This is a genomic window from Streptomyces orinoci (assembly GCF_003121295.1).
Lineage (GTDB): Bacteria > Actinomycetota > Actinomycetes > Streptomycetales > Streptomycetaceae > Streptomyces > Streptomyces orinoci.
Genome location: NZ_PHNC01000029.1, coordinates 1414873 through 1437190, shown reverse-complemented (window position 1 = coordinate 1437190; position 22318 = coordinate 1414873). Strand labels below are relative to the sequence as shown.

Here is a 22318-nt window from a genome sequence, read left to right as displayed (position 1 = left end):
TGGAGGGCGTACCGTGCACCGCCGGCACAACGGGCTCAGGACTGCCGTGCTCCTCGGGGGGCTGTCCGCGCTCATCATCGTCATCGGCAGCGTCTTCGGCCGTACCGGCCTGATCATCGCCGTCCTGGTGGCGCTCGGCACCAACGCCTACGCCTACTGGAACAGCGACAAGCTGGCCCTGCGGGCCATGCGCGCCCGCCCGGTCAGCGAGTTCGAGGCCCCGCAGCTCTACCGCATGGTCCGCGAGCTCTCCACCGCCGCCCGCCAGCCCATGCCCCGGCTCTATATCTCACCCACCGAGGCGCCCAACGCCTTCGCCACCGGCCGCAATCCGCGCAACGCCGCGGTGTGCTGCACCGAGGGCATCCTGGGCATCCTCGACGAGCGCGAGCTTCGCGGCGTCATCGGCCATGAGCTCAGCCATGTCTACAACCGCGACATCCTGATCTCCTCCGTCGCCGGAGCGCTGGCCTCCGTGGTGATGTTCCTGGTCAACTTCGCCTGGCTGATCCCCATCGGCCGGTCCGACGACGAGGAGGGCCCCGGCCTGGCCGGGATGATCCTGATCATGCTGCTGGGCCCCATCGCGGCCTCGCTGATCCAGCTCGCGGTCAGCCGCTCCCGGGAGTACGAGGCCGACGCCTCCGGCGCCCGCCTCACCGGCGACCCGCTGGCCCTGGCCTCCGCCCTGCGCAAACTGGAGCTGGGCACCCGGCAGTTGCCGCTCCCGCCGGAGCCCCGGCTGGAGACCGCCAGCCATATGATGATCGCCAATCCCTTCCGCCCCGGCGAGGGCCTCTCCAAGCTCTTCTCCACCCACCCGCCGATGCCGGAGCGGATCGCCCGCCTGGAGCGGATGGCGGGCGGCCGCTAGCCCCCGCTAACTCCGGCCGAGCCGCCCGTCCCCGTTCATATCGGTGATGTGCTGGCCGTTGTGCGTGCCGCCCACGCACACCCACAGCACATCGGGTGACTCCAGATCGGTGTCATCGGTGAGGCCGGGAAAGCCGCCGCCGGTCACACAGTCCTGGACGGTGACGTCCCGGCGCACCGCCTGGGCGTCGGAGGCGCCGAACAGACCAGCGGTGGCCAGTGTCCCGGCGGCGAGCGCGAGGGCGGTCAGCGTACGGATGCGCATGGGTCCTCCTCGGTACGGGCCGCGGTGCCGCGGCACGCCCACCATGGCCGCCCCCCACCGCCCGCGGCGCGCTGGTTGACCCATCCGGGGGACACCGCCCCGGGCTCTCGCCCTGGCAACCGGGCCGCCGCTGCCCGGCGTCTCCCTGGCCGGAGGAACCACCCCGTGGGAGGCTGTTACTTATGAGGTTCATCCTGAATGTCGTCTGGCTGGTCCTCTGCGGGCTGTGGATGGCGATCGGCTATGTGATCGCCGGCATCATCTGCTGCCTCCTGATCATCACCATCCCCTTTGGTATCGCGTCCTTCCGTATCGCCGGCTACGCGCTGTGGCCCTTCGGCCGTACGACCGTCGAGCGGCCGGACGCCGGGGCCGCCTCGCTGATCGGCAATGTCATCTGGGTCGTCTTCGCGGGCTGGTGGCTGGCGCTGGGCCATATCGTCACCGGGATCGCGCTGTGCTGCACGATCATCGGGATCCCGCTGGGGATCGCCAACTTCAAGCTGATCCCGGTGTCCCTGATGCCCTTGGGGCGGGAGATCGTGCCGGTGGACTAGGCCCCGCCAGGGGCGCGGGGCTGCTGCGTTATGCGGCTCCGCCGCGTGGCCGCGACCAGCCCAAGACGGCCCGCACTCGAAGGAACAAGGGCCGTCGGCAGACGCCGTTTCGTCGCCGGGTGCGGCGCGGCCCGGTGGCCGGAACGCCTGCCCGCAACCGCTCAGGGGCGCGGCGAACTGCGCGGCCGACCGCCCGCAACCCGCGGCCGGACCGCAACAGTGGAGCCCGGCTCCCGCAGCGGCCGCAGCAGCACCCACCCCACCCCCGGCAGCGCGATCAGCGGCAGCAGCGCCGTCCGCAGGCTCGTCGCGTCGGCGAGGGTGCCGATCAGCGGCGTGGCGATCCCGCCGATGCTGATGGCCAGGCCCAGGGTGACGCCGCCCGCCGTGCCCACCCGCTGGGGCAAGTAGTCCTGGCCCAGGGTCACATGCAGGGAGAAGGGCACATACAGCGCGACCGAGGTGAGCGCGATAAACAGATAGAGCCCCGGCCCGGGCACCAGCACCAGACCGGCGACCGCCGGCCCGGTCAGCGCGTACGACCAGCGGACCACCGTCACCCTGCGATAGCGGTCTGCGAGCTTGCCGCCGGCGACCGTGCCCGCCGCCCCGCCCAGATAGAGCAGGAACAGCGCGGCCGTCCCGGCGAGGTTCCCGCCGCCGACGCGCTGGCGCGCATAGAGCGAGACAAAGGCGCTCAGGCCCACAAAGACCACCGAGCGGCAGACGATCGCTCCGGAGAGCCGGGCGAAGGACGCCCAGTCGTTCTCCCCGGCGGCACCGCTCCGCCGGGTCCGCGCCGCCCGTGCCTCCGGCAGCGAGCGCAGCGCCATGGCGCACAGCCCGGTACCGATCAGGGCGGGTACCGCCAGCAGCGGCGAGGCCCCCAGCCCGCCGGTGGCGATCACGGCCGAGACCAGCAGCGGGGCGGCGGCGAAGCCCAGGTTGCCGCCGAGCGAGAACCAGCTCATCGAGGTGTGGCTGCCCCGGCTGGCGATCCGGGCCACCCGCGCGGACTCCGGGTGGTAGGCGGCCACCCCGATCCCGGTCAGGGCGACCGCGGCCAGGGTGAGGGCATAGCCGCCGCTCACCCCGCTCAGCGCCACGCCCAGGCCGCCGGCCAGCGTGCTCACCGGCAGCAGCCAGGGCATCGCCACCTTGTCGGTGAGCGCCCCGAACAGCGGCTGGATCACCGAGGAGAGCAGGGACGCGGCCAGCACGATGCCGGAGGCGGCGGCATAGCCGTAGTGCCGTTCGGAGACGAAGAACGGCAGCAGCGCGGCCACCGCCCCCTGGTAGATGTCCACGCACCCATGTCCCCAGGACAGCAGGGCTATGGGGCGGCCGGCACCGGTGTTCCTTCCCATGCCGCGATCCTGACGGCCCCGGCCCCTGTCCCGCTTCCGATAAATTGCCAACTTCTATCGGTTGTCCGCCATGGGCCGGGTGGCTCCCGCGTAGGACAGCGTCAGCAGCAGCGGCGGAGCGATGGCGGTGAGGGTCAGCGAAGCGGTCTGACCCACCGCGTCGGCGGCCCGGAAGTGCCTCAAGTGCCCCAGGTGGAACAGGAGATGGGGCAGCGCGTAGCACTCGTAGCCGAGCAGCGAGACCCGTACCACAAGCCGCTCCGGCCGTATCGCGCAGGCGCCGAAAATCAGGGCGAAGGCCAGGTTGAGGCCGCCGTAGTCGCGCAGCAGGTGCTCGTTGTACGGCGGGAACATGGCCACCCAGGCGTGCCCGGGAGCGGGGAAGTCCCGATAGAAGGACTGCGGCAGGAACAGCGCCCAGCCGCCCAGCACGCTGTGCAGGGCCGCGAGCAGGACCAGCCCGGGGCGCAGCAGGGCGGTCATCGCCCGGAGCCGGACGCGGCGAGGAACTCCCGGAAGGTGAGGTGGCCGGTGTCGGGTTCCCGGGTGGTCAAGTGGCCCTGGCGCAGGGCGCGTCCAAACCTGCCGGGGATCCGCAGCGGCAGCAGCGGGCGACGGCGTCCTTCCGCTTCCAGGGTGGCCCGGAAGAACTCGGCCAGTGTGCCGGTCTCCGGTCCGCCCAGGTCCGGTACCCGGCCGGCCGGGCCCCGCTCCGCCAACACGGCCAGCCGCTCGGCGACTTCACCGGCCGCGACCGGCTGGGTGACCACCCCGGGGGCGAGGCCCACCGGCCCCCGGGTGAGCTTCTGGGCCACCGTCCGGATCAACTCATGGAACTGGGTGGCCCGTTGGATGGTGAAGGGCACCCCGGAGTCCGCCACGATCCCTTCGGCCCGCAGCTTGGCCCGGTAGTAGGGCATCGGCACCAGGTCGATGCCCACGATGGAGACATGGAGCAGATGCGGTGTCCCGGCCCGCCGCGCGGCCTCGGTCAGCCGGCCGGTGGTCTCGATGTCCTGGCGGGGCCGGGCGGGGTTGCTGGCGCAGTGGATGACCACGGCGCCGTCCGCCAGGGCCGGGTCCAGACCCTCGCCGGTCAGCAGGTCGCCGGTGAACCATTCGACGCCCTCGGCGGTCCGCCCGGGGCGGGGGCGCCGGCTGAGAACGCGTACCGTCCGCCCCCGTGCCGCCAGTTGGTCCACCAGCTGCCTGCCCAGGGTTCCAGTACCACCCGTCACCAGAATCGGTTCCATGCTCCGTTCCGCCGTCCCTTCGGTCTTGGTCAATCACCTGTTGTCACCCCCAGGACGGGACGGGTGCCCGGATCCGTGACATCGGCGTTCGTGGGATGACTCACCCCTTCTGGTCAAGGCGGGGCGATCGGGCCCCGTAAGGGCGTAAGGCGCAGCAGACTCGGGGCCTTGATGGCCGACGACGAAGGGAATCGCCCACCATGCTCAGCAGCAAGCCCCGGCTGCGCGCCGCGGCCGTGACAGCGGCCGCCGTCCTCGCCGTGGGGGCGCCCACCGCCTACGCCGCCCTTGGCACCGGCGGCGACACCGCACCCGACCCCCGGGCCGCCGCCACCCGGGGCAAGTCCTATATCGGTACCCATCTGTTCTTCGGCACCGGGCGGCCGGACGGCAAACCGGCCGTCACCGACCGGCAGTTCATGGACTTTGTGTCCCAAAGAGTCACCCCGCGCTTCCCGGACGGGCTGACCGTGCAGGACGCCCGCGGCCAGTGGCGGGGCAGGAACGGCGCCGTGGTGCGCGAGCGTTCCTACCAACTGACCGTTCTCTACCCCAAGTCGGAGGCCAGGGTCAGGGACCGCGACATCGAGGCCATCCGCACCGCGTACAAGCGCGCCTTCGCCCAGGAGTCGGTGCTGCGGGCGGACGACATGGAGTCGGTGGACTTCTGAGCGGGTGCATACGGAGGGGCGGCCGCTGTGGACGCGGCCGCCCCTCCCGAATGCCCGCTGGGTCAGCGGTAGTTGACGAACTGGATGGCGAAGTCCAGGTCCTTGCCCTTGAGCAGGGCGATGACGGTCTGGAGGTCGTCCCGGCTCTTGGAGGACACCCGCAGCTCGTCGCCCTGGACCTGGGCCTTGATGCCCTTGGGGCCCTCATCGCGGATGATCTTGGCGACCTTCTTGGCGTTCTCCTGGGAGATGCCCTCCTGGATGGAGCAGAAGATCTTGTACTCCTTGCCGGAGACCTGCGGCTCGCCCGTCTCCAGGGCCTTCAGCGAGATGCCGCGCTTGATCAGCTTGGACTGGAAGACGTCCAGGATCGCCTTGACCCGCTCCTCGCCGTTGGCCCGCATCTCGATCTTCTCGCCGGACCAGGAGATCGAGGCGCCGGTGCCCTTGAAGTCGTACCGCTGGGAGATTTCCTTGGCGGCCTGGTTGAGGGCGTTGTCCACCTCCTGCCGCTCGACCTTCGAGACGATGTCGAAACTGGAGTCGGCCATATTGAGTTGGCTCCTCGTGCGTAGATCCATCAGGGGTGGCGGCTCGGGGGGAACCTCCGGCGGGACGCCGGGGGAGGCCGCCCCGCCAGCCTAGTCACCCGGGGCCCCGTTCGAGCGGCTGCAAACCGAGTGGCGGAGCACCCCTGGTCATCGGGTATCGTTTACGTCGTTGCCACGGAGCAGCTCGAAAGAGCATCCGAGGCAGCACCACCCATGGCGGTGTGCCCGAGTGGCCAATGGGAGCGGACTGTAAATCCGTCGGCTTAGCCTACCCAGGTTCGAATCCTGGCGCCGCCACTGGAAATAGATGGGCCCTGATCTGCGGAAACGCGGCTCAGGGCCCATCTGTATTGGGGCGGTCAGCACGCCTGCCTGTCTCACTCTGTCTCGTTCGATCTCACTCTCTATCAGTAGGTATGGACGAGGCGTGGACGGGATTCGGGCGCCGGCCCCGGGGCCCCCGGAGAACGGCTGCCCCGCTGGCCGGGCGCCGCGGACGCCTGGCCGGAGCGGGTATCCGTCCCCACAGATACAGACAATCAGCCGCTGACCTGCGGAAACCTCTGTGCACCCCCCTGGGGTCCGTGGATCTCTCCGGACGTCCAATCACCCACGGACGCCCGAGAACGGGCCGGAGACGGCAACCTGTGGCGCCGTTTGGCGATCTTCGGGCCAAGGATTCCCACCGGCCCCGGGCTGGGGCCGGTGGCCGCGGTCACCCGGCGTCCCGGCTCCGGTGCGCGTTCAGCCGGGCCTCAATCTTGGCGTTCGCCGCGTCATCCCCGCCTTTCAGGAACTTGGCGTAGACCCGGAACAGGACGGCCACGCTGTGCCCGGCGCGCTCGGCAACGAGCTGGGGTTCCACGCCCGCGCTCAGCCAGGTGGACACCGCCGTATGGCGAAGGTCATACGGCCGCTTGGCCAGCTTGGTCTTCTGTTCCTCCGGCGCCAGCACTGCCTCACGGGCGCGTGCCCAGACTTCGCCGTACCCGCTTTCCTGCACCATGCCGCCCCGGGCCGTGCGGAACAGGCGGCCGTCAGGGGCCACGCCGTGGACCGTGATGTGCCAGCGCACCATGGCCACATACCGGGGAGGGATGGGGACGGCCCGCACTGCCTTGCGCGAGCGGTGCTTGAGCCCCTTGCGGTCATGAGCTTCCCCGGAGTCCGTCCAGGGCCGTCCCGCTCTCGGGCGGCTCTCGCGCAGCCATACGGTGCCCCACCCCCGGCGGGGTAGGTGGAAGTCCGTACGCCTCAGCCCGACCGCCTCACCGGGGCGTGCCGCGGCAAAGAGGATGGCTCCGTAGAACGCTTCGAGATGACGACCGCGGGCCCCTTGCGCCCGGGCGCCGGCCAGCAGACGCTCCGCCAGCTCGGGGTCCGGTACGCACTCGGGATCCACCTCCTCATCCACCTTCTCCGGCGGCTTCCACTGGAGTCCATGCAGCGGGTTCTCCTCCAACAGCTCCGCCTCGACGGCGAACTCAAGGGACTGATGGAAGACCGCGCGCTTCCGGGCTATGACGGACCCGGCGGAGACCTTGCCGTCCAGCCGCTTGGTGCAGGCGTTCAGCGCCTTACGGGCCAGCAGCCGCTCCGCTAGCGCCGACACGGGCAGGGACTTGCGCTCGAACCAGTCCAGCACCGCCTTGACCTCGGGCGGGGGCTCCTCCTCCCAGCGCTTCTTATTGAAGGCCCAGCTATAGAGGGCCCGCCGCACGGTGCGAGGGTCCGCCATGCCCTTGGTGTCCTTCACCAGGATGGGCGTAACCGTGGCCATCGCTTCGGCGAGACCTCGGCGGGTGGTGGCGGGGGCGTAGTCCCACTTCATCTCGATGTAGTTCCGGGCGTGCTGGTACCAGGGGATATCCGTCTCCTTCTGGACCATCGACTTGGGCAACCCGCTCTCGACATCGAACGGTTCACCCGCCCGGGCCGCCGTGACGAGCTGGGCGCGCCTGCTCTCGGCCAGCCCGGATGTCAGGAAGGACTCCGAGTGCGGGCGATGGCCGACCTGCCAGCGGAGTTGGTATGGCTTCCGGTACGGCCGCTTGCGGATGGCCCAGACGCGCACGGTGTAGCTCCAGTGGTTCATGCCGCCTCCAAGCTGTTCTTGAAGTCGTCCAGGGCGCCGCGGCGGACCCGGATCTGGCCGTTCGGCAGGCGGCGGGCCTCGGGGCCATAGCCCCGGTTCCGCCAGCGGTACCAAGTGGCGCGGGTGATGCCGAGTTCGGCCAGGACGGCCGTGAGCGGCAGCAGGTCGTCCGCACGGGCACGGCGGCGGGCGTTCGGCGATTGGGCATGCCCTGCCATGAGGTGGACTCCTTTCCGGTAGCAGGGCGCGGAAGGGCCAGCAGGCGGCTTTCCGGCCGGTTTTGGGGTGTGCTGGGCGGGGCCCGCTACGCGCTACGGGCCTGATCACTGCGGGTGTGGGGTGCTAGCGGGGGTGCTACCGGTAGCAGGGGTGGCCGCTACCGGTAGCGGGGGTGATGCGCGGGCGGCGGCTCTAACGGCTACTGAGCTTGTCGTTGTGATGTCGTCAGGGTGATCTGGTCTGCGGGAGTCCGGTTGCGGTGAGGCATGCGTCGATGAGGTGACTGCGGTACTGGATCTCGCGCAGGCCGTGCCGCAGGTGCCGGACGAACTGGTCGGGGTCGGTGAAGGCGGTGTTGGTCTGGGAACTGCGCCGCAGCAGTGACCAGATGCCCTCGACCGGGTTGAGGTCGGGCGCGTAGGGCGGCAGGTGGAAGGCGGTGATCCAGTCGTGCCCGGCGATGAAGTCGCGCATCCCGGCGGCGCGGTGGGTGTTGAGGTTGTCCCAGACCACTACGAGTGGGGCGCCGAGCTGCTGGTGGGCGGCCACGAGCAGGTCACGGAAGTCGGTCCAGGCGAAGCTGCGGCGCTCTTTGGTCTTGTGGTCCTTGTGCATCATGGGCCGGTAGATCAGGCGTGAACGTTCGCCTGGGCGGTAGCAGCACAGGGCGGCCAGGGAGACTCTGCGCCGGGAGCGTCCGCGGACCCGGACCACCGGAGTCCGGCCTCGCCTCGACCAGGTGCGGGTGGTGGGCGGCGTCATCGAGAAGCCGGCCTCGTCCTCGAAGACGACGTAGGCACCGAGCGCCGCCGCGGTGCTTCCACCTGCGGCCAGGTCTCCCTCACCCATCCCGTGATCGCGTCCTCGTCGCGCTCCAGCGCACGCCGGGCCGGGACCTGGTGGCTCCACCCGTGCCGCCGCAGCATCTGCGCGATGGCCGACAGCGTGATGCTCTTGTGGAAACAGCGCCCGATCAGCGTCCTGATCCGGTCCAGAGTCCAGGTCTGGTCCGGCCAGCCGTGCGCGACCGGCCCCTTGTCCAGCTCCTGTTCCAGCACCGCGAACAGGGCCTCGCTCAGCTTGGGGCGGCCTGGTGAGCCCCTGGACTGCAGGGCCTTCGGGCCGCCGTCGTTCCAGGAACGGCGCCACCGCTGCACCGACCGCACGCTGACCCGTAATCGCTTGGCCACCACGGCGTTGTCCTGTCCGGCGGCGAACATCCTGGCCGCTTCCACACGGATGCGCTCACGGAATGCCCGCCGTTCGGCGGTCAAGCCACCGCCTTGCGGATACCTCATGACTCGGGCATACCGCGACGATCACCACCCGTCAGCCCCCACGACATCACACCGACAAGCTCAGTAACGACCTGATCAACCGGCCTTAGAGCCGCTAGCAGGTCCTCTAGCGCTAGAGGGATTGGGGTCTAGCGCTAGAAGAGCGGCCGTCAGGCTGCGTCGTGTCCGGCGCGATGCTCATCACGCTGGTCTCGTACGGGTTCGGCGGGGTGGGGAGGCAACAAGGCAACACCTGTTGCCTTGCCTGTTGCCTCGCATTCGTGCTGGTCAGGGCCCTGGAGGCAACAAGGCAACAGAGGCAACACGGTTGAGGGGGTCGGGCCGCCAGGGTCGGGGGCTGTTGCCTGTGTTGCCTTGTTGCCTTCACCCCGTTGACCTGGGGAAACGGAGGCAACAGCGGAGGCAACACCTGTTGTCTTGTTGCCTTCCAGCGCGGTGGCCTGTCCGGGGATGGCGTAGGGGCCGCGCTGGCCGAGCTGGGTGAGGCGGCCCCGATCCCGCAGGCGACCCATGAGGGTGCGGACGGTCTTCGGGTCCTGCCCGGTGGCCGCGGCCACTTCCTTCGGGGTGGCCGGGCCATGTTCGTGGAGGTGGGCGAGGATCTTGGCATTGGGTTCGGTGGCGGTGGCAATGTCGGCGGGACCGTCCATCAGGTGCCAGGTCATCGACCCTTCGCTGCGCCGTAGGGCGTATTCGTTCTCCTCCACGTCCCGGCCGGTGAGGTTCAGCAGGCCCTCGGCTTCGCCGCGGGCGCGGGAGAAATACAGGGTGGCGTCGGCGGCGCCGTTGATGCCGTTGGTGCCGGAGGTGGCGTCCATCCAGTCCGCCGACTGGGCTTTGCGGATGTGGTGGACCACGATGAACGCCACCTGGTAGGCGTCGGCTAGGCGTTTCAGGGCGGTGATGGCGGCGTAGTCGGCGGCGTAGGCGCTGGTCTCGCGTCCGGTGTCGCTGCGGACGCGTTGGAGGACGTCCACGATGACCAGGCGGGCGGTGGGGTGCTGATCGAGCCACCGGCGGATGCCGCCCAGCCCGGCGGGCAGCTCCACATGGATGTGCAGCGCCTCGGGCGGCGGTTGGTCGCCCAGGACGCGGTGGAGGCGGGACTGCATGCGGCGGGGGGTGTCCTCCAACGCCAGGTAGAGCGCTTCGCCTTGCTGGACGGGGATGGCGTCCAGGGCTTTGCCGCCGGTGGCCACGGCCAGCCCCAAACCCAGGCAGATCCAGGACTTGCCGACCTTCGGGGCCCCGGTCAGCACGGTCAGCCCCTCGGGGATGAGGTCGGGGACGGCCCAGCGAGGTTCGGGGAACTCGGCCCGGTACAGGGCGTCGGCTGTCCAGAAAACTGGACGGCTGGCCCGGCCGGAGCTGTCGTTGGCTTCCAGGACGGGCAGTGCATCGACCACCAGGGCGGCCAGGTCGGTCAGTTCGGCGCCGGGCTGGGCGGTGGCCTGCATGAGCCGGGCCCCGAGCTGGCGGGCGGCTCGTAGCCGGGCGAGGCGCTTGACCTCATCGGCATGCCAGGTGGCATCCGGCACCGCGTACTGAGGGAGGGCGGAGACGTAGGCGGGACCGCCGGCCGACCTGAGGTTGTCAGCGGCGGCCAATGCCGCAGTGAGGGCGGGCGGGTCCACCGGTTCGCCGCGCTCCAGCCGCTGGCCGAGGGTGGACCACAGGATGCTGTGGGCGGGGTTGTAGAAGTCGTCCGGCTCCAGGATGAGCGACAGGTCGGCGAACCGGTCCGGGTAGCAGACCACGCACCCCAGCACACACCGTTCCAGCTCGTCATCATGCGGCATCGATGTGTCCACGCTCATTGCGGCGCCCCCTTTCCGGGGCGGTGTTCACCGCGGCGGTGCCAGTGTTCACAGCCGGGCGGCGGGTGTTCATGGGTGCGGTTCATTGCGTTCACGCCTCCACCCCCTTCGAAGGGCCTGGAGGCCGTACGGGCAGGCGGGTGTACGGCGCGTACGGGACAGTCAGTCCGGGCTGCTGTACGGGCGTACACGGGCTGTTCACCGCGTTCACGCAGCCGGCCGGTACGCGGGCGTACAGGCAGGTCAGCCCTCGACTCAGGCGCCCGCCCGGCCGACTGAAATGCGGGCCGTACGGCCGACTCCCGGGCGTACGCGAGACGGGCGAGCATGCGCCAGTCGGCTAGCCGCAGCCCGGTGAATGCGGTCATGAACGGACCGTTCGGCGCGGTGCGGTCGGGCATCGTGGCGGGCGCCAAGGCGGCCTCGACGTCCGTCGAAGCGAGCAGCAACAGGCCCATCAACAGGGGCAGTCGGGCGGCCTTGGTGGTGTTGCACGGGTGGCAGGCCAGGACCAGGTTCTCCGACCGCCAAGTGCGGAACAGGGAGAGCGGCACGATGTGGTCGATGGTGGCCTGCCGCAAATCGTCGGTGAACGGGGTGCGGCAGTAGGCGCAGTGCGCTCCGTCGCGCCGGGCGAGGCTGCGCTTCCTCGCCCGGCGACGGGCCGCATTCAGATGCGGCGCATGGTGCAGACTCACGCGGTTAGCCCCTGCTGCCGTGCTTGCCGCGGATGTGGTCCATCACGGCCAGGGCGTACGGGCACTGGGGCGGGGTGGCCCCCAGAGCGCACCCGCCCTGGTCGAACCAGACCACCAGCGGCACCGGCACGAACCAGCTGTAGTTGACGGCCACGTCCCAGCAGAACTTACGGCGGCGCCGGTCTGGCATTACTGCCAGGTACTCCGGCCGCCACTGACTGACCGGACGGATACGCCACGGTGCACCGAACTCGCTTGCCATGTCCTGGCCCAGGTCCAGCACGGCCTGGATACCCAGCCGAGCCACTCCCTCCGCCACGTGGCCGCTGATGAGCGCGGTCCGGCCGTATGCCAAGGCGGAACGGCTCACCGTGAGGTCTGAGGCGAACAGCGCGGCAGCCAGCTCGCTTTGTGCCATGGGCTCGCACAAGGCGTCCTCGTACCAGTGCTCGCGGCACAGCCGGTACGCCTGCGCCCACGCTGTGCCTGCCTCACGGGCGCCCAGGGGAAGCGCGTCCAGCTCCTGCAACGGCTCCTCCAGCCCGACCAGCCCATAGGCGGCCAAGGCACGCTCCACGGCGGCCAGCAGCTCCAGATCGGTTGGGATCCGAGGCAGGTCCGGCAGCGAGTCACGCTGGGCAAACAGCCCGGCCGCCACCTGCTCACGGGTCAGCTCCAACGAGCCAACCGGCACCCGCGGGAGCACTTCACCCGCACGCCGCCGCTCCACCAGGGCCGTCTGGGCGGGAGCCGTCGCGCTAGGGGCGGCCGGGACCGAGGTTTCCAGGGTGGCGGTCACAGCGCCACCTCCAGGTCAGCGGCTGGGATGCCCCGGTTCAGCAGGTAGTCCTGGAAGTCCTGGCGGGAGATGCGGATGGTGCCGCGACCGGTGCCGACCCGGTAGGCCGGGAGCCGGCCACTCTGGATCTCCCGGTAGATGACCGAGCTGTGCTTCCGCAGGGCGCTGGCGATCTGCTTCACCGTGAGGGCGGGGTCCTGGCTGACTTGGCTAGTCAGCGGTGTAGCCTGAAAAGGCATCGATGACTCCTATGGCTGGGTGTGTCGGTGCCGTCCCCAGCGGTCCGGGAAGGCGCTGCAACGCCGACTCGGGGAGTGCCGCTGGGGACTTTCGTTTGAGGTGCTTTCTGCGTCTCTTAACACGACCAACGTAGATAGCCTGGCTAGTCATGTCAACCCTCTCGGTAAACTGGGCTGACTTGGATGACCCGGCTAGCATCTTCGGTATGAGCTTGGACCCGGACGACCCTCGCCCGCCGTACGCGCAGATCACCAATGCTTTGCGCGCCGCAATCCTGACCAAGACGTTGCAGCCAGGGGAGAAGCTTCCTTCTCAGAGCGATCTGACCAAGCGGTACGGCGTCTCTCGGGCCACGGTGCAGCGTGCGCTCCGTGACCTCCAGGACGAAGGTCTGATCGTCGCCCGGCAGGGCAGTGGTGTCTTCGTCCGCAGTCGGACGGAGCGCCCGGCCGGCCTCCGGACCCACATAGAGCGAGCCTTCGAGCAGCCCAGCGTCACCATCGACTTCGCGGGCTTCTCCGGCGAGACGCTGTATGGAGCATTGCAGGAACCCATCGACAAGATTCGGGCTGGACGGCTCACGCCCGAAAGCATCGTTGTTCGCCTGCTGTTGCCGAGCATGGCGGAGACGCAAGCGTTCCCCGTCCTGGTGGAGGGGCGGGCCCCAGACCCAAGGGTGAGCGCGCGTGCCCGGGACCTGCTGGTCCACCACGCGCGCTCGATCACACGCGTAGTGCGAGAGCTGAAGTCGCTTGGGCTGGTCAAGGAAGCCCGTGTGGAGGTCCGCGCGCACCGCATCGCGCCGTCCTTCAAGCTCTACGTCCTCAACGGAACCGAAGCGTTCTTCGGGTTCTATCCCGTCGCCCCCAACACGGTGAGCGTCGGAGGCGATGAGGTGGAGATCATCGATGTGTTCGGGCTGGACTCCACCCTTTTCCCCTTCGCCGTCAGCGACGGTCAAGGCGCTCCTGGTGGTCTATTTGTCGAGCAGGCCAGGAAGTGGTTCGAGAGTGTCTGGACCATGCTAGGTGAGGAGTTCACCCCGTGACGGGGAGACCTCTCATGGCTGTCCTGCCCAGCGCCCGTCACGTGCTGCTGGACTTTGACGGGCCGGTCTGCAACGTCTTCTCCGGTCTTCCGGCAGCGGCCGTAGCAGAGCAGTTGCTTCGGCTGTACGAGGAGAAGGCGGGGGCGCCATTCGCCCTGCCGGTGGCCAACCGCAACGATCCCTTGGAGATCGTGCGCCAGGCCGGGGAGTTGGACGACCCATTGGCCAGCGTGCTCGATGACGCGCTGACTGAGGCGGAGGTGCGTGCTGTCGCCTCCTCCCAGGTCACTCCGGGGGCTCTCAGCGTTGTCAACGCCTGCCGAAGAACCGGCCGGGCCGTCAGCGCGGTGAGCAATAACAGTCGGGCGTCGGTGAGCGCCTTCCTGGCTCGCCAGGGGGTGAAGCAGTGGTTCACAACCATCGTGGGTCGGCCCGCGGACGCCAAGTTGATGAAGCCCAACCCCTTCCCGCTGCTGCAAGCGCTGGCCCACTTGGGCTGGGAAGCCGCGGAGGCCGTGATGGTTGGCGATTCGGTGACGGACGTGCAGGCAGCGAACAGCGTAGGCATGCCGTGCGTGGGCTTGGCCAACAAGCCGGGCAAGCGCGTCGCTCTGGCCGAAGCCGGCGCGGCGGCGGTCATCGACAGCATGGGAGAGCTGGCCGACGCCCTGTCTGCCTCCTAGCAAGGGCAGCGGGTGGCACTCGCGGGCCTGTGGCCGGATTTCGGGGCTCTCCGCTGACCGGTTGCTAGGTGCTAGGTGCCTGGCCGGAGGGGGTTTTGGTTGTTAGCGGGGTTGCTAGGTCTAGCAAGGGCGCCTGCTAGACCTAGCAACCGACGCGCCCCGCTGAAACGCCACGAGCGAAGAAGGGAGCGGCCTTCGGTCGTGCGTACTTTGGCAGTCGCTGCGCTCGCGCTGCGGAAGGCCCCATTGCGAAGACCGCTGCTGCGCTCGCGCGCTCAGTGCCTGGGCAATCGGCTATGTCTGCAACGCCGTTGAGACGGACGGCTCTTGCCCTGCTCAGCCAGGGAGGCAGGAGCACCCCCAGCGGGCGGTTCCGGGAGTCGATTTCGGGGTGCTGGCCAGTGGACTCCCTCTGGGTACCCACCTACTAGTGTTAGCAGGTGGGTAGCTCCTCTGCGCTTGGACCACCTACTAGTTGACTAGTAGGTGGTTGGATTCCCTCACTGAAAGTGGCGTGATCGGCTACCGTCCCACACGACTGCGGAGAAGGGGCGGGCCCTACTCGCCAGCCTGGTCAGGGACTTCATCGGTCACCTGGAAGTCCTCGCGGTGTCTGCCTCGCAGCTCTGGGGGAACCATCCGCCGCACTTCGGGCACGTGTGCCAGGGATGAGTCATGCTCCCCTTCGCAACTTTCCTATTGCGCGCGCAACAGGGAGCCATGCTCTATAACCTGGGCTACAGGCCGGTAGATTTACCCATGTCGCTTTTGGGCGCTGACCTGCACAAACGCCTCTGCCCGGCGGCCAGTGAGCCGCCGGGCAGAGACGGGGGAGCGGGCCTAGAGCCGCCGGCCCCCGGTGTTGAGTCCACCGGGGGCCGGCTTCACCGCTTCGGCCAGGCAGCGACGAACGCGGCCAGCACGGTTAAAACTCCTTGGCGACGCTCGATCTTGTCGAACGCTAGTCCGACTTCATTAAAGATCTTGCGCTTCCACTCCCTCAGTCGCTGCCACATGGTGACCTCCCCAATCGATGCTGGGCCTGGAAGGCCCGGGCCCCGCGGGGCTGTTCCCCGAGGGGACGCCTCTGGGAATCGCCGTGGTGCAGCAGGGGCCAGCGTAGGGGCAATGAACGGTTGCCGTGGCCGAGTTGTGGATATGTACGCACCTGTGGATGGCCGCAGGGGTGGCGACCCGCTGTTGCGTTCTGGCCGTGCCGTGGGAAGAGACCGCCCGGGCGCGCGTGGTCTCTTCCTGCCCCGACGGCCGTTACGGACAGGTGTTAGGCGGCACGGACGGCTGCTGTTAGGGCGGGTAACACGTACGCCTGCCTAGGGGTTTGGGTGTTAGGCGGGCGTAACGCGTTACGGGTGTCAGGGTCGTGAAGGTGAGGAGCGGCCTACGGCCGCGCGTTCTTTGGCAGCTCGCTGCGCTCGCGCAGCGAGAGGCGCTGTCCGGGCCACCCACCGTTGCGCCCCTCCGCAGTGCGCCAGGCGTCACGCTGGTCAGGACGGGCGTCACGGTAAGCGTCACGCCGACCGGCGGCGGGTGTCACGGCGGGCGTCACGGTCGCGTGACACCGCGTCTGCCTAGGGGGTTGGGTGTCACGGGGCCGTGACGCGTCAGGAAGTGTCAGGGTCCGCGGGGGGCGAAAAGCAGCTGCGGCGGCTCCTCACTGCGTGGCCTCTCTGGCGGCCACGCAGTGAGGCGGGCGCCGGCGCCTCCGTCGTCTTTCCGGGAAGATCAGGACGACACGCGGACGACGAATTGGCGCGCCACACCCGCGACTTGGAAACTGGCAGGTCAGCGCGGGTGTGCCTGTCGCATCGTCAGTAGTCTGTAAATCCGTCGGCTTAGCCTACCCAGGTTCGAATCCTGGCGCCGCCACGGAATGAGGCCCCTGATCGGAAGATCAGGGGCCTTTTTCGTGCCCGGGGGACGGGGCTCAGCCGGCCGCGGCGCGTACCGCCTCCGCCACCGGGGTGTCGCCGGAGACCAGCTCCAGGGTCCGGCCGGCCGTGCCGGGCTCGTTCAGCAGCGCGGCCAGCACCGCCGCCACATCGTCCCGGGTGACCGAGCCGCGGCCGGTGGACTCGGCGAGCCTGACCCGGCCGGTGCCGGGGTCGTCGGTGAGGCTGCCGGGGCGCAGGATGGTCCAGTCCAGGCCGGCGCGGGCCCTTACGTCCTCGTCCGCGGCGCCCTTGGCCCGCAGATAGGCGGCGAAGACCGGGTCGGTGCCCGGTGGGGGCTCGGAGCCGGCGCCCATCGAGGAGACCACCAGGAAGCGGCGGACGCCCGCCGCCTCGGCGGCGTCGGCGAACAGGGTGGCCGCGGCCCGGTCCACGGTCTCCTTGCGCTCGATGCCGCTGCCCGGGCCCGCCCCGGCCGCGAACACCGCCGCGTCGGCACCCTCCAGGTGCCGGGCCACATCGGCGACCGAGGCCGACTCCAGGTCGCAGACGACCGGCTCGGCGCCGAGCGCCAGCAGGTCCCCCGCCTGTCCCGGGCGGCGGATGACGCCCGCCACCTCGTCCCCGCGCCCGGCGAGCAGCCGCTCCAGCCGTTGCGCGATCTGACCGTGTCCTCCAGCGATGACAATGCGCATGATCCGACCGTAACGCCCGGCGGGCGCTCAGGCCGGGTCGGCGTTGCGGGGCGACTGGCGGGGCAGGTCCAGGGCCGCCGAACCGGAGACATGGCGGTATTCGCGCACCGCGCTGGTACGGGCCACCACCCGGCCCCGGTGCACCACCAGCCGGCTGTAGCCCAGCGAGAGCGCCCCGGCCACGTCCCCGCCGCGCACCGCCAGCAGCTCGGCGGGGAACCCGGCCTCCACCCGGACCTCGGCCAGCCCCATGACCGCCCGGGCCCGGGCGCTGACCGCCTGGTACGCCTGATCCGGGCTCAACTCCCCGTGGGAGGCCAGCAGAAAGGCCGCTTCCAGGGGGTCGCCGCGGCCCACCGGGTTGGCCGCGTCGCGCACCGCCCCGCCGCCGGCCGCCACCCGCACCCCGGCCGAGCGCAGCAGCCGCACCGGGGCGCAGGAGACCCGGTAACGGCCCTGGCCCACCGTGCCGCAGTCGCCCTGCGGCAGGCAGATCACGGTGACCCCGGCAGCCGCCAGCTGCTCGGCGGCCCGTACCGCCAGTTCGTAGGGCAGCCGGGCCAGTCCGGCGCAGGGGCCGATGGCCACGCCGGGGCGCAGCCCGCCGGCCATGGCGGCCAGCCGGGCCAGCCGGGCCGGGTCGTCGCCGTCGGTGTGCAGATCGACGGCGCAGCCGTGTTCGGCGGCCAGGCCCAGCACCGCCTCGGCGTAGCCGGTGGGGTCGGGGTCCAGGTCGGGGCAGCCGCCGATGGCGGTGGCGCCCATCTTCACCGCGTCCCGCAGCATGGCCAGGCCATCGGCGCCGGCCAGGCCGGTGAGCAGCCGGGGCACCGCCACCGCGGTGAGGTCGGTGAGGTCGCGCAGCGCCCGGCGGGCCTGGAGCACCGCCTCCAGCGAGCGCAGCCCGGCCACATCGCCGATGCGGACATGGGAGCGCAGGGCGGTGGCGCCGTGGCCGAGTTGGAGCAGGGCGGACTCGGTGGTGCGGCGCAGCACCTCCTCGGTCCCGTAGGGGATGGGGCCGCCGGTGTCGGCGGTGAGCGCGGTGTCGCAGTGGGCGTGCGGTTCGGCGGGGGCGGGCAGCAGCAGATAGCCGCTGAGGTCGCAGCGGACGCCGGGGGCGAGGCTGCCGGCCGTGCCGACCGCCTCGATGCGCCCGCCGCTGAGCCGGACGTCCACGGTGCGGCCGTCGGCGAGGTGGGCGCCGCACAGCACCAGGGGGTTCTCGCCGGGCCCGCCGCCGGGCGCGGACATGGCGTCGCCGTCGGGGTTTCTGGCGGGCTGCGGCTGATTGTCGGGCATCGCGCTCCCTAGGACTCGCCCTACGGGCCGGGGCAGGCATTCACGCAGCGTGGTCCGAGCCTAGGGCGAGCGGAGAGCGGGTTCGAGCAGGCCGGTGAGGAGCGCGCAATAGTCGTACCGGCGTGGTGCGCGGGGCGGGCGGGACGGGGTGCCGAGGGGGTGCGGCCATACGGATTTCACCTTCGGCCGCGGACCGTGTAATGTCTTCCTCGCTCGCCCCAATAGCTCAGTCGGCAGAGCGTCTCCATGGTAAGGAGAAGGTCAACGGTTCGATTCCGTTTTGGGGCTCTGGTGTGAGAGGGTTCCCCGCCTTCGGGCGGGGAATTACTCCTGCATCACAGCGGCGTAGCTCAGTCGGTAGAGCAAGCGGCTCATAATCGCTGTGTCACCGGTTCAAGTCCGGTCGCCGCTACACACAGTAGCCGATTGTGGGGTCGGTCCTCCGATCGGCTACTCTTTTCTGCGTTGAATCCGTCCATCCGTCAAGGAGCACTCACGTGGCTGCCACCGACGTCCGCCCGAAGATCACGCTGGCCTGCGTGGAGTGCAAGGAGCGGAACTACATCACCAAGAAGAACCGGCGTAATGACCCGGACCGCCTTGAGATGAAGAAGCACTGCCCGCGTTGCAACGCGCACACCGCGCACCGCGAAACGCGATAACGCACAGTCTCGTTCATGAGGCCGTCCCCAATTCCTGGGGGCGGCCTCATGGCGTATCCCCGACCAGGAGGTACCGAGCCGATGGCGCTCGACCAGTCCTTCGTAGGACGGACGTATCCGGCCACCGAGCCCTATGAGGTCGGCCGGGAGAAGATCCGTGAATTCGCCGAGGCCATCGGCGACACGAATCCGGCGTATACCGACCCCGAGGCCGCCCGGGCGCTGGGCCACCCCGATGTGATCGCCCCGCCGACTTTTGTGTTCGCCATCACCTACCGGGCCGCGGGGCAGGTCGTGACCGACCCGCAGCTGGGCCTGGACTTCAGCCGGGTGGTCCACGGCGACCAGCAGTTCGCCTACACCCGCCCGGTGCGGGCCGGGGACCGGCTGTCCGCCACCTCCACCATCGAGGTGATCAAGTCCCTGGCGGGCAATGACGTTCTGACGATCCGGGGCGAGGTGCACGACCAGCATGGCGAGCACGTCGTGACCACGCATATGAAGCTGGTGGCGCGCGCCGCCGAGGAGGCGTGATGGCCGCACAGGTTTCCTACGACGAGGTCGAGACCGGCACCGAGCTGCCGGCCCGCTCCTTCCCGGTGACCCGGGAGACCCTGGTGCGCTACGCGGGCGCCTCGGGTGATTTCAACCCGATCCACTGGAACGAGCGGTTCGCCAAGCAGGTCGGGCTGCCGGATGTGATCGCGCATGGCATGTTCACCATGGCCGAGGCGATCCGGGTGGTGACGGACTGGGCGGGCGATCCGGCCGCGGTGGTGGAGTACGGGGTGCGCTTCACCAAGCCGGTGGTGGTGCCCGATGACGACCAGGGCGCGGTGATCGAGGTCAGCGCCAAGGTGGCGGCCAAGCTGGACGACCAGGCGCGTACCGTGCGGGTCGATCTGGTGGCGACCTGTGCGGGGCAGAAGGTGCTGGGGATGTCGCGGGCCGTGGTCCGGCTGGCCTGAGGGGCAGTACGGGTACGGAGGGCGTCCGGGGGTCCGGACGCCCTTTTCTCTTGACGGGTGAATTGAGTGAGTAATAACTTACTTCCATGGTCAGGATGAGTGCCGGGGAACGGCGCGAGAGTGTGATCCGTGCCGCGATCGAGGAGTTCGCCCGGCGCGGGTACGCCGGCACCTCCACCGAGGCCATCGCCCGCCGGGTGGGCGTCTCCCAGCCGTATCTCTTCCGCCTTTTCCCCGGCAAGCGGGCGATCTTCCTGGCGGCCGTGGAGCGGTGCCAGGAGGAGGTCCTGCGAGCGATCGAGGAGGCCGCGGAGGGCGTGCCTCCGGAGGGCCGCAAGCAGGCCATGGGAGAGGCGTACGAGCAACTGATCGTCCGGAACCGGAACATCCTGCTGATGCTGATCCAGATGTCGGTGGCGGTGGCCGCCGCCGAGGCCGACGGGGACCTGGAGTTCGGCAGGCCGATCCGGGCCGGGTGGGAGCGGCTGTACGACCAGGTGCACCTGGCGCTGGGCGGGGACCCTGCCGTCTCGGCCCGGTTTATGGCGCACGGGATGCTGATCAATGCGCAGATGGCGCTGGGCTTCCCGGCCGAGCACCGGGTGTGGGCGGGGCTTCCCACCTGCTTCTGAGTGTGGAAGAGGCCCGTCCGTGGGGCGGGTCTTTTTTCGGTCCCATGAAGTTAGTGACTGCTAAATAGATAGGGAGGGGACCATGCGACGCTCGCTCTGGGCGCTGCTGATCACCGGGCTGGCCGGCTTTATGGCCGCCTTGGACAACCTGGTGGTGACCACCGCGCTGCCGTCCATCCGCCAGGACCTGGGCGGCACGCTGGAGGACCTGGAGTGGACGGTGAGCGCCTATACGCTCACCTTCGCCGTACTGCTGATGACCGGTGCCGCGCTGGGCGACCGCTTCGGGCGCCGCCGGCTCTTCCTGGCCGGCATAGCGCTCTTCACCGCGGCTTCGGCCGCCGCCGCCCTGTCCACCGGGCTGGATGCGCTGATCGTGGCACGCGCCGTACAGGGCGTCGGGGCGGCGGTGATGATGCCGCTCAGCATGACCCTGCTGTCCGTCGCCACCCCGCCCGAACGGCGCGGCATGGCCTTTGGGATCAAGGGCGCGGTGGACGGACTGGCGGTGGCCGGCGGACCGCTGATCGGCGGCAGCCTCACCGAGCACATCTCCTGGCACTGGATCTTCTGGCTGAATGTGCCCCTCGGCCTGCTTCTGCTGCCGCTGGCCCGCTTCCGGCTGGAGGAGTCGTACGGGCCGGGCAACCGGCTGGACCTCTCCGGCACGGTCCTGGTCAGCGGGGGGCTGTTCGGCATCGTCTTCGCCGTGGTGAATGTCGGCACCCACGGCTGGACCAGCGGCCGGGTGCTCACCGGGCTGGTGGCGGGTGCGGTGCTGCTCGGCGCGTTTGTGCGCCATGGGATTCGCAAGGAACGGCCGATGCTGCCGATGCGGATGTTCCGCGGGCGGGCCTTCAGCGGGATCAATGCGGCCGGGCTGCTGATGTTCCTGGGCATGTTCGGCTCGATCTTCCTGCTCAGCCAGTTTATGCAGCAGGTGGGCGGCTACTCGCCGACCGAGGCGGGGCTGCGGATGCTGCCGTGGACCGGGATGCCGGTGATCGTGGCGCCGCTGGCGGGTTATCTCTCCGACCGGGTGGGCGGCCGGGTGGTGGCCATCACCGGGCTGGTGCTGCAGGCCACCGGGCTGGCGCTGTTCGCGCTGGTGATCTCGCCGGGGGTCTCCTACGCGGCTCAGCTTCCCGCGCTGATCGCCGGCGGGGTGGGGATGGCCATGTACTTCGCGCCCGCCTCCCAGCTGGTGATGGCCAGCGTGCCGGAGGCCGAGCAGGGCATCGCTTCCGGGGCGAACAGTGCGATGCGGGAGGTCGGCGGGGCTTTGGGTATCGCCGTGCTGGGGTCGGTGTTCTCCTCGCGGGGCGGGTACGCGGATTTCGCTCACGCGGTGACCTTGCCGTTGTGGTTGGGGGCGCTGGCGGTGGGGGGTGCGGCTGTGGCTGCGATGGTCATCCCTCGGCGGGGGGCCGGGGGTACTGCTGCTCGCCGGGTGCCCCCTCAGGGGCGCGGGGAACTGCGCGATCAGCTCACGACGGCCTGAGGTGGATGGAGATGCGGGGGTTCGTTCTCGGGTGCGGGTTGTGGGTGGCTGGTCGCGCAGTTCCCCGCGCCCCTCATGGGCACCCGGCGCGGTTCTGTGTGCCCTTGCGGCGGCGGAGCCGCACGATGTGGCCGCCCCGCGCCCCTGACGGGCGCGCCCGGTGCGCCCCTGACGGGGGGCGGGTGCCCGCGTCCCGTAGGGGGTCCCCGTGCGG

Annotated in this window: 25 protein-coding genes and 3 tRNA genes; 13 read left to right on the top strand and 15 right to left on the bottom strand. The window is 70.0% G+C overall.

Translation table 11 applies throughout. The features are described from left to right. The first annotated feature begins 13 nt into the window (after positions 1–13). Entirely contained in the window at positions 14–874 is an 861-nt protein-coding gene (gene htpX / locus CV755_RS21390) for a zinc metalloprotease HtpX (protein ID WP_109281782.1), read from the top strand. Positions 875–880: 6 nt separating this feature from the next. Here htpX and CV755_RS21385 read toward each other — a convergent pair whose 3' ends face one another. Next, positions 881–1138 carry a hypothetical protein gene (locus tag CV755_RS21385; RefSeq protein ID WP_109281781.1) on the bottom strand — a complete coding sequence of 86 codons (258 nt, stop codon included), beginning with the start codon at positions 1136–1138 and terminating at the stop codon, positions 881–883. 182 nt (positions 1139–1320) lie between these two features. Between CV755_RS21385 and CV755_RS21380 the strand changes: the two genes are divergently transcribed. Then, entirely contained in the window at positions 1321–1695 is a 375-nt protein-coding gene (locus tag CV755_RS21380; RefSeq protein ID WP_109281780.1) for a YccF domain-containing protein, read from the top strand. A 161-nt stretch (positions 1696–1856) separates the two neighbouring features. On the opposite strand, the gene CV755_RS21375 is transcribed toward CV755_RS21380, so the two are convergent. The 3 genes from CV755_RS21375 to CV755_RS21365 are packed head-to-tail and all read right to left on the bottom strand — an operon-like array spanning position 1857 to position 4315. After that, positions 1857–3062, bottom strand: a complete 1206-nt coding sequence (locus tag CV755_RS21375; RefSeq protein ID WP_109281779.1) for an MFS transporter — start codon at positions 3060–3062, stop codon at positions 1857–1859. Between the two features lie 54 nt (positions 3063–3116). Next, positions 3117–3545, bottom strand: coding sequence for a hypothetical protein (locus tag CV755_RS21370; RefSeq protein ID WP_109281778.1), 429 nt, complete (start codon positions 3543–3545; stop codon positions 3117–3119). Then, positions 3542–4315, bottom strand: coding sequence for an SDR family oxidoreductase (locus CV755_RS21365; RefSeq protein WP_109281777.1), 774 nt, complete (start codon positions 4313–4315; stop codon positions 3542–3544). Before CV755_RS21365 ends, CV755_RS21370 begins: the two co-directional genes overlap by 4 nt. Before the next feature lie 200 nt (positions 4316–4515). On the opposite strand from CV755_RS21365, the gene CV755_RS21360 reads away from it, so the two are divergent. Then, the gene (locus tag CV755_RS21360; protein WP_109281776.1) at positions 4516–4986 is read left to right on the top strand and encodes a DUF3574 domain-containing protein; all 471 of its coding nucleotides are present in this window, start codon (positions 4516–4518) and stop codon (positions 4984–4986) included. 62 nt (positions 4987–5048) lie between these two features. On the opposite strand, the gene CV755_RS21355 is transcribed toward CV755_RS21360, so the two are convergent. Further along, complete coding sequence (locus CV755_RS21355) at positions 5049–5537, bottom strand: YajQ family cyclic di-GMP-binding protein (RefSeq protein ID WP_109281775.1); 489 nt, start codon at positions 5535–5537, stop codon at positions 5049–5051. Between the two features lie 215 nt (positions 5538–5752). On the opposite strand from CV755_RS21355, the gene CV755_RS21350 reads away from it, so the two are divergent. Continuing rightward, positions 5753–5834, top strand: a tRNA-Tyr gene (locus CV755_RS21350). 418 nt (positions 5835–6252) lie between these two features. Here the strand turns inward: CV755_RS21350 and CV755_RS21345 are convergent. From CV755_RS21345 to CV755_RS21310, 7 genes are all read right to left on the bottom strand, one after another. Next, entirely contained in the window at positions 6253–7632 is a 1380-nt protein-coding gene (locus CV755_RS21345; protein WP_109281774.1) for a tyrosine-type recombinase/integrase, read from the bottom strand. Further along, a complete protein-coding gene (locus CV755_RS21340; RefSeq protein WP_109281773.1) occupies positions 7629–7850 on the bottom strand; it encodes a helix-turn-helix transcriptional regulator in 222 nt (73 codons plus the stop codon). Before CV755_RS21340 ends, CV755_RS21345 begins: the two co-directional genes overlap by 4 nt. A gap of 226 nt (positions 7851–8076) precedes the next feature. After that, positions 8077–9149, bottom strand: a protein-coding gene (locus tag CV755_RS37220; RefSeq protein ID WP_422070576.1) for an IS630 family transposase whose coding sequence is annotated in 2 segments (ribosomal slippage) — positions 8077–8703 and positions 8706–9149 — 1071 coding nt in all. Because the reading frame shifts where the segments join, the coding sequence is not laid out codon by codon here. A 149-nt stretch (positions 9150–9298) separates the two neighbouring features. After that, positions 9299–10966 (bottom strand): AAA family ATPase, encoded by a 1668-nt coding sequence (locus CV755_RS21325; protein ID WP_109281770.1) that lies wholly within the window; start codon positions 10964–10966, stop codon positions 9299–9301. Further along, a complete protein-coding gene (locus tag CV755_RS21320; protein WP_109281769.1) occupies positions 10963–11664 on the bottom strand; it encodes an HNH endonuclease in 702 nt (233 codons plus the stop codon). Before CV755_RS21320 ends, CV755_RS21325 begins: the two co-directional genes overlap by 4 nt. Positions 11665–11668: 4 nt before the next feature. Continuing rightward, on the bottom strand, positions 11669–12463 hold the full coding sequence (locus CV755_RS21315; protein ID WP_109281768.1) for a hypothetical protein: 795 nt from the start codon (positions 12461–12463) through the stop codon (positions 11669–11671). Next, entirely contained in the window at positions 12460–12645 is a 186-nt protein-coding gene (locus tag CV755_RS21310) for a helix-turn-helix domain-containing protein (protein ID WP_161968724.1), read from the bottom strand. Before CV755_RS21310 ends, CV755_RS21315 begins: the two co-directional genes overlap by 4 nt. Before the next feature lie 263 nt (positions 12646–12908). Here CV755_RS21310 and CV755_RS21305 point away from each other — a divergent pair, with 263 nt between their 5' ends. Both CV755_RS21305 and CV755_RS21300 read left to right on the top strand, forming a co-directional pair. After that, a complete protein-coding gene (locus tag CV755_RS21305; protein WP_109281766.1) occupies positions 12909–13751 on the top strand; it encodes a GntR family transcriptional regulator in 843 nt (280 codons plus the stop codon). 14 nt (positions 13752–13765) lie between these two features. Beyond that, positions 13766–14434: an HAD family hydrolase gene (locus CV755_RS21300; RefSeq protein ID WP_109281765.1), complete on the top strand. Its 669-nt coding sequence runs from the start codon at positions 13766–13768 to the stop codon at positions 14432–14434. Positions 14435–15318: 884 nt separating this feature from the next. Here the strand turns inward: CV755_RS21300 and CV755_RS36755 are convergent. The 3 genes from CV755_RS36755 to CV755_RS21290 form a co-directional block, all read right to left on the bottom strand. After that, on the bottom strand, positions 15319–15450 hold the full coding sequence (locus CV755_RS36755) for a hypothetical protein (RefSeq protein ID WP_277751840.1): 132 nt from the start codon (positions 15448–15450) through the stop codon (positions 15319–15321). A 929-nt stretch (positions 15451–16379) separates the two neighbouring features. After that, the gene (locus tag CV755_RS21295; RefSeq protein WP_109281764.1) at positions 16380–17039 is read right to left on the bottom strand and encodes an NAD(P)H-binding protein; all 660 of its coding nucleotides are present in this window, start codon (positions 17037–17039) and stop codon (positions 16380–16382) included. 27 nt (positions 17040–17066) lie between these two features. Beyond that, positions 17067–18341, bottom strand: coding sequence for an amidohydrolase family protein (locus CV755_RS21290; protein WP_109281763.1), 1275 nt, complete (start codon positions 18339–18341; stop codon positions 17067–17069). 215 nt (positions 18342–18556) lie between these two features. On the opposite strand from CV755_RS21290, the gene CV755_RS21285 reads away from it, so the two are divergent. The 7 genes from CV755_RS21285 to CV755_RS21255 all read left to right on the top strand — a co-directional run bounded on the left by CV755_RS21285 (position 18557) and on the right by CV755_RS21255 (position 22104). Next, positions 18557–18629, top strand: a tRNA-Thr gene (locus tag CV755_RS21285). A 51-nt stretch (positions 18630–18680) separates the two neighbouring features. Beyond that, a tRNA-Met gene (locus CV755_RS21280) sits at positions 18681–18753 on the top strand. 85 nt (positions 18754–18838) lie between these two features. Continuing rightward, entirely contained in the window at positions 18839–19003 is a 165-nt protein-coding gene (rpmG, locus tag CV755_RS21275; RefSeq protein WP_004571794.1) for a 50S ribosomal protein L33, read from the top strand. Positions 19004–19084: 81 nt separating this feature from the next. Beyond that, positions 19085–19537, top strand: coding sequence for a MaoC family dehydratase N-terminal domain-containing protein (locus CV755_RS21270; RefSeq protein WP_109281762.1), 453 nt, complete (start codon positions 19085–19087; stop codon positions 19535–19537). Then, positions 19537–19971: a MaoC family dehydratase gene (locus tag CV755_RS21265; RefSeq protein WP_109281761.1), complete on the top strand. Its 435-nt coding sequence runs from the start codon at positions 19537–19539 to the stop codon at positions 19969–19971. Before CV755_RS21270 ends, CV755_RS21265 begins: the two co-directional genes overlap by 1 nt. 86 nt (positions 19972–20057) lie before the next feature. Beyond that, entirely contained in the window at positions 20058–20603 is a 546-nt protein-coding gene (locus CV755_RS21260; RefSeq protein WP_193553438.1) for a TetR/AcrR family transcriptional regulator, read from the top strand. 82 nt (positions 20604–20685) lie between these two features. Beyond that, positions 20686–22104, top strand: coding sequence for an MFS transporter (locus CV755_RS21255; protein WP_193553437.1), 1419 nt, complete (start codon positions 20686–20688; stop codon positions 22102–22104). Positions 22105–22318 lie beyond the last annotated feature (214 nt).

Bases quoted from the DNA above. Each gene is read 5' to 3' on its own strand.
- CV755_RS21385 (WP_109281781.1), bottom strand. From the start codon at position 1,138: ATGCGCATCCGTACGCTGACCGCCCTCGCGCTCGCCGCCGGGACACTG.
- CV755_RS21380 (WP_109281780.1), top strand. From the start codon at position 1,321: ATGAGGTTCATCCTGAATGTCGTCTGGCTGGTCCTCTGCGGGCTGTGG.
- CV755_RS21375 (WP_109281779.1), bottom strand. From the start codon at position 3,062: ATGGGAAGGAACACCGGTGCCGGCCGCCCCATAGCCCTGCTGTCCTGG.
- CV755_RS21370 (WP_109281778.1), bottom strand. From the start codon at position 3,545: ATGACCGCCCTGCTGCGCCCCGGGCTGGTCCTGCTCGCGGCCCTGCAC.
- CV755_RS21365 (WP_109281777.1), bottom strand. From the start codon at position 4,315: ATGGAACCGATTCTGGTGACGGGTGGTACTGGAACCCTGGGCAGGCAG.
- CV755_RS21360 (WP_109281776.1), top strand. From the start codon at position 4,516: ATGCTCAGCAGCAAGCCCCGGCTGCGCGCCGCGGCCGTGACAGCGGCC.
- CV755_RS21355 (WP_109281775.1), bottom strand. From the start codon at position 5,537: ATGGCCGACTCCAGTTTCGACATCGTCTCGAAGGTCGAGCGGCAGGAG.
- CV755_RS21345 (WP_109281774.1), bottom strand. From the start codon at position 7,632: ATGAACCACTGGAGCTACACCGTGCGCGTCTGGGCCATCCGCAAGCGG.
- CV755_RS21340 (WP_109281773.1), bottom strand. From the start codon at position 7,850: ATGGCAGGGCATGCCCAATCGCCGAACGCCCGCCGCCGTGCCCGTGCG.
- CV755_RS21325 (WP_109281770.1), bottom strand. From the start codon at position 10,966: ATGAGCGTGGACACATCGATGCCGCATGATGACGAGCTGGAACGGTGT.
- CV755_RS21305 (WP_109281766.1), top strand. From the start codon at position 12,909: ATGAGCTTGGACCCGGACGACCCTCGCCCGCCGTACGCGCAGATCACC.
- CV755_RS21300 (WP_109281765.1), top strand. From the start codon at position 13,766: ATGGCTGTCCTGCCCAGCGCCCGTCACGTGCTGCTGGACTTTGACGGG.
- CV755_RS36755 (WP_277751840.1), bottom strand. From the start codon at position 15,450: ATGTGGCAGCGACTGAGGGAGTGGAAGCGCAAGATCTTTAATGAAGTC.
- CV755_RS21295 (WP_109281764.1), bottom strand. From the start codon at position 17,039: ATGCGCATTGTCATCGCTGGAGGACACGGTCAGATCGCGCAACGGCTG.
- CV755_RS21290 (WP_109281763.1), bottom strand. From the start codon at position 18,341: ATGCCCGACAATCAGCCGCAGCCCGCCAGAAACCCCGACGGCGACGCC.
- CV755_RS21270 (WP_109281762.1), top strand. From the start codon at position 19,085: ATGGCGCTCGACCAGTCCTTCGTAGGACGGACGTATCCGGCCACCGAG.
- CV755_RS21265 (WP_109281761.1), top strand. From the start codon at position 19,537: ATGGCCGCACAGGTTTCCTACGACGAGGTCGAGACCGGCACCGAGCTG.
- CV755_RS21260 (WP_193553438.1), top strand. From the start codon at position 20,058: ATGGTCAGGATGAGTGCCGGGGAACGGCGCGAGAGTGTGATCCGTGCC.
- CV755_RS21255 (WP_193553437.1), top strand. From the start codon at position 20,686: ATGCGACGCTCGCTCTGGGCGCTGCTGATCACCGGGCTGGCCGGCTTT.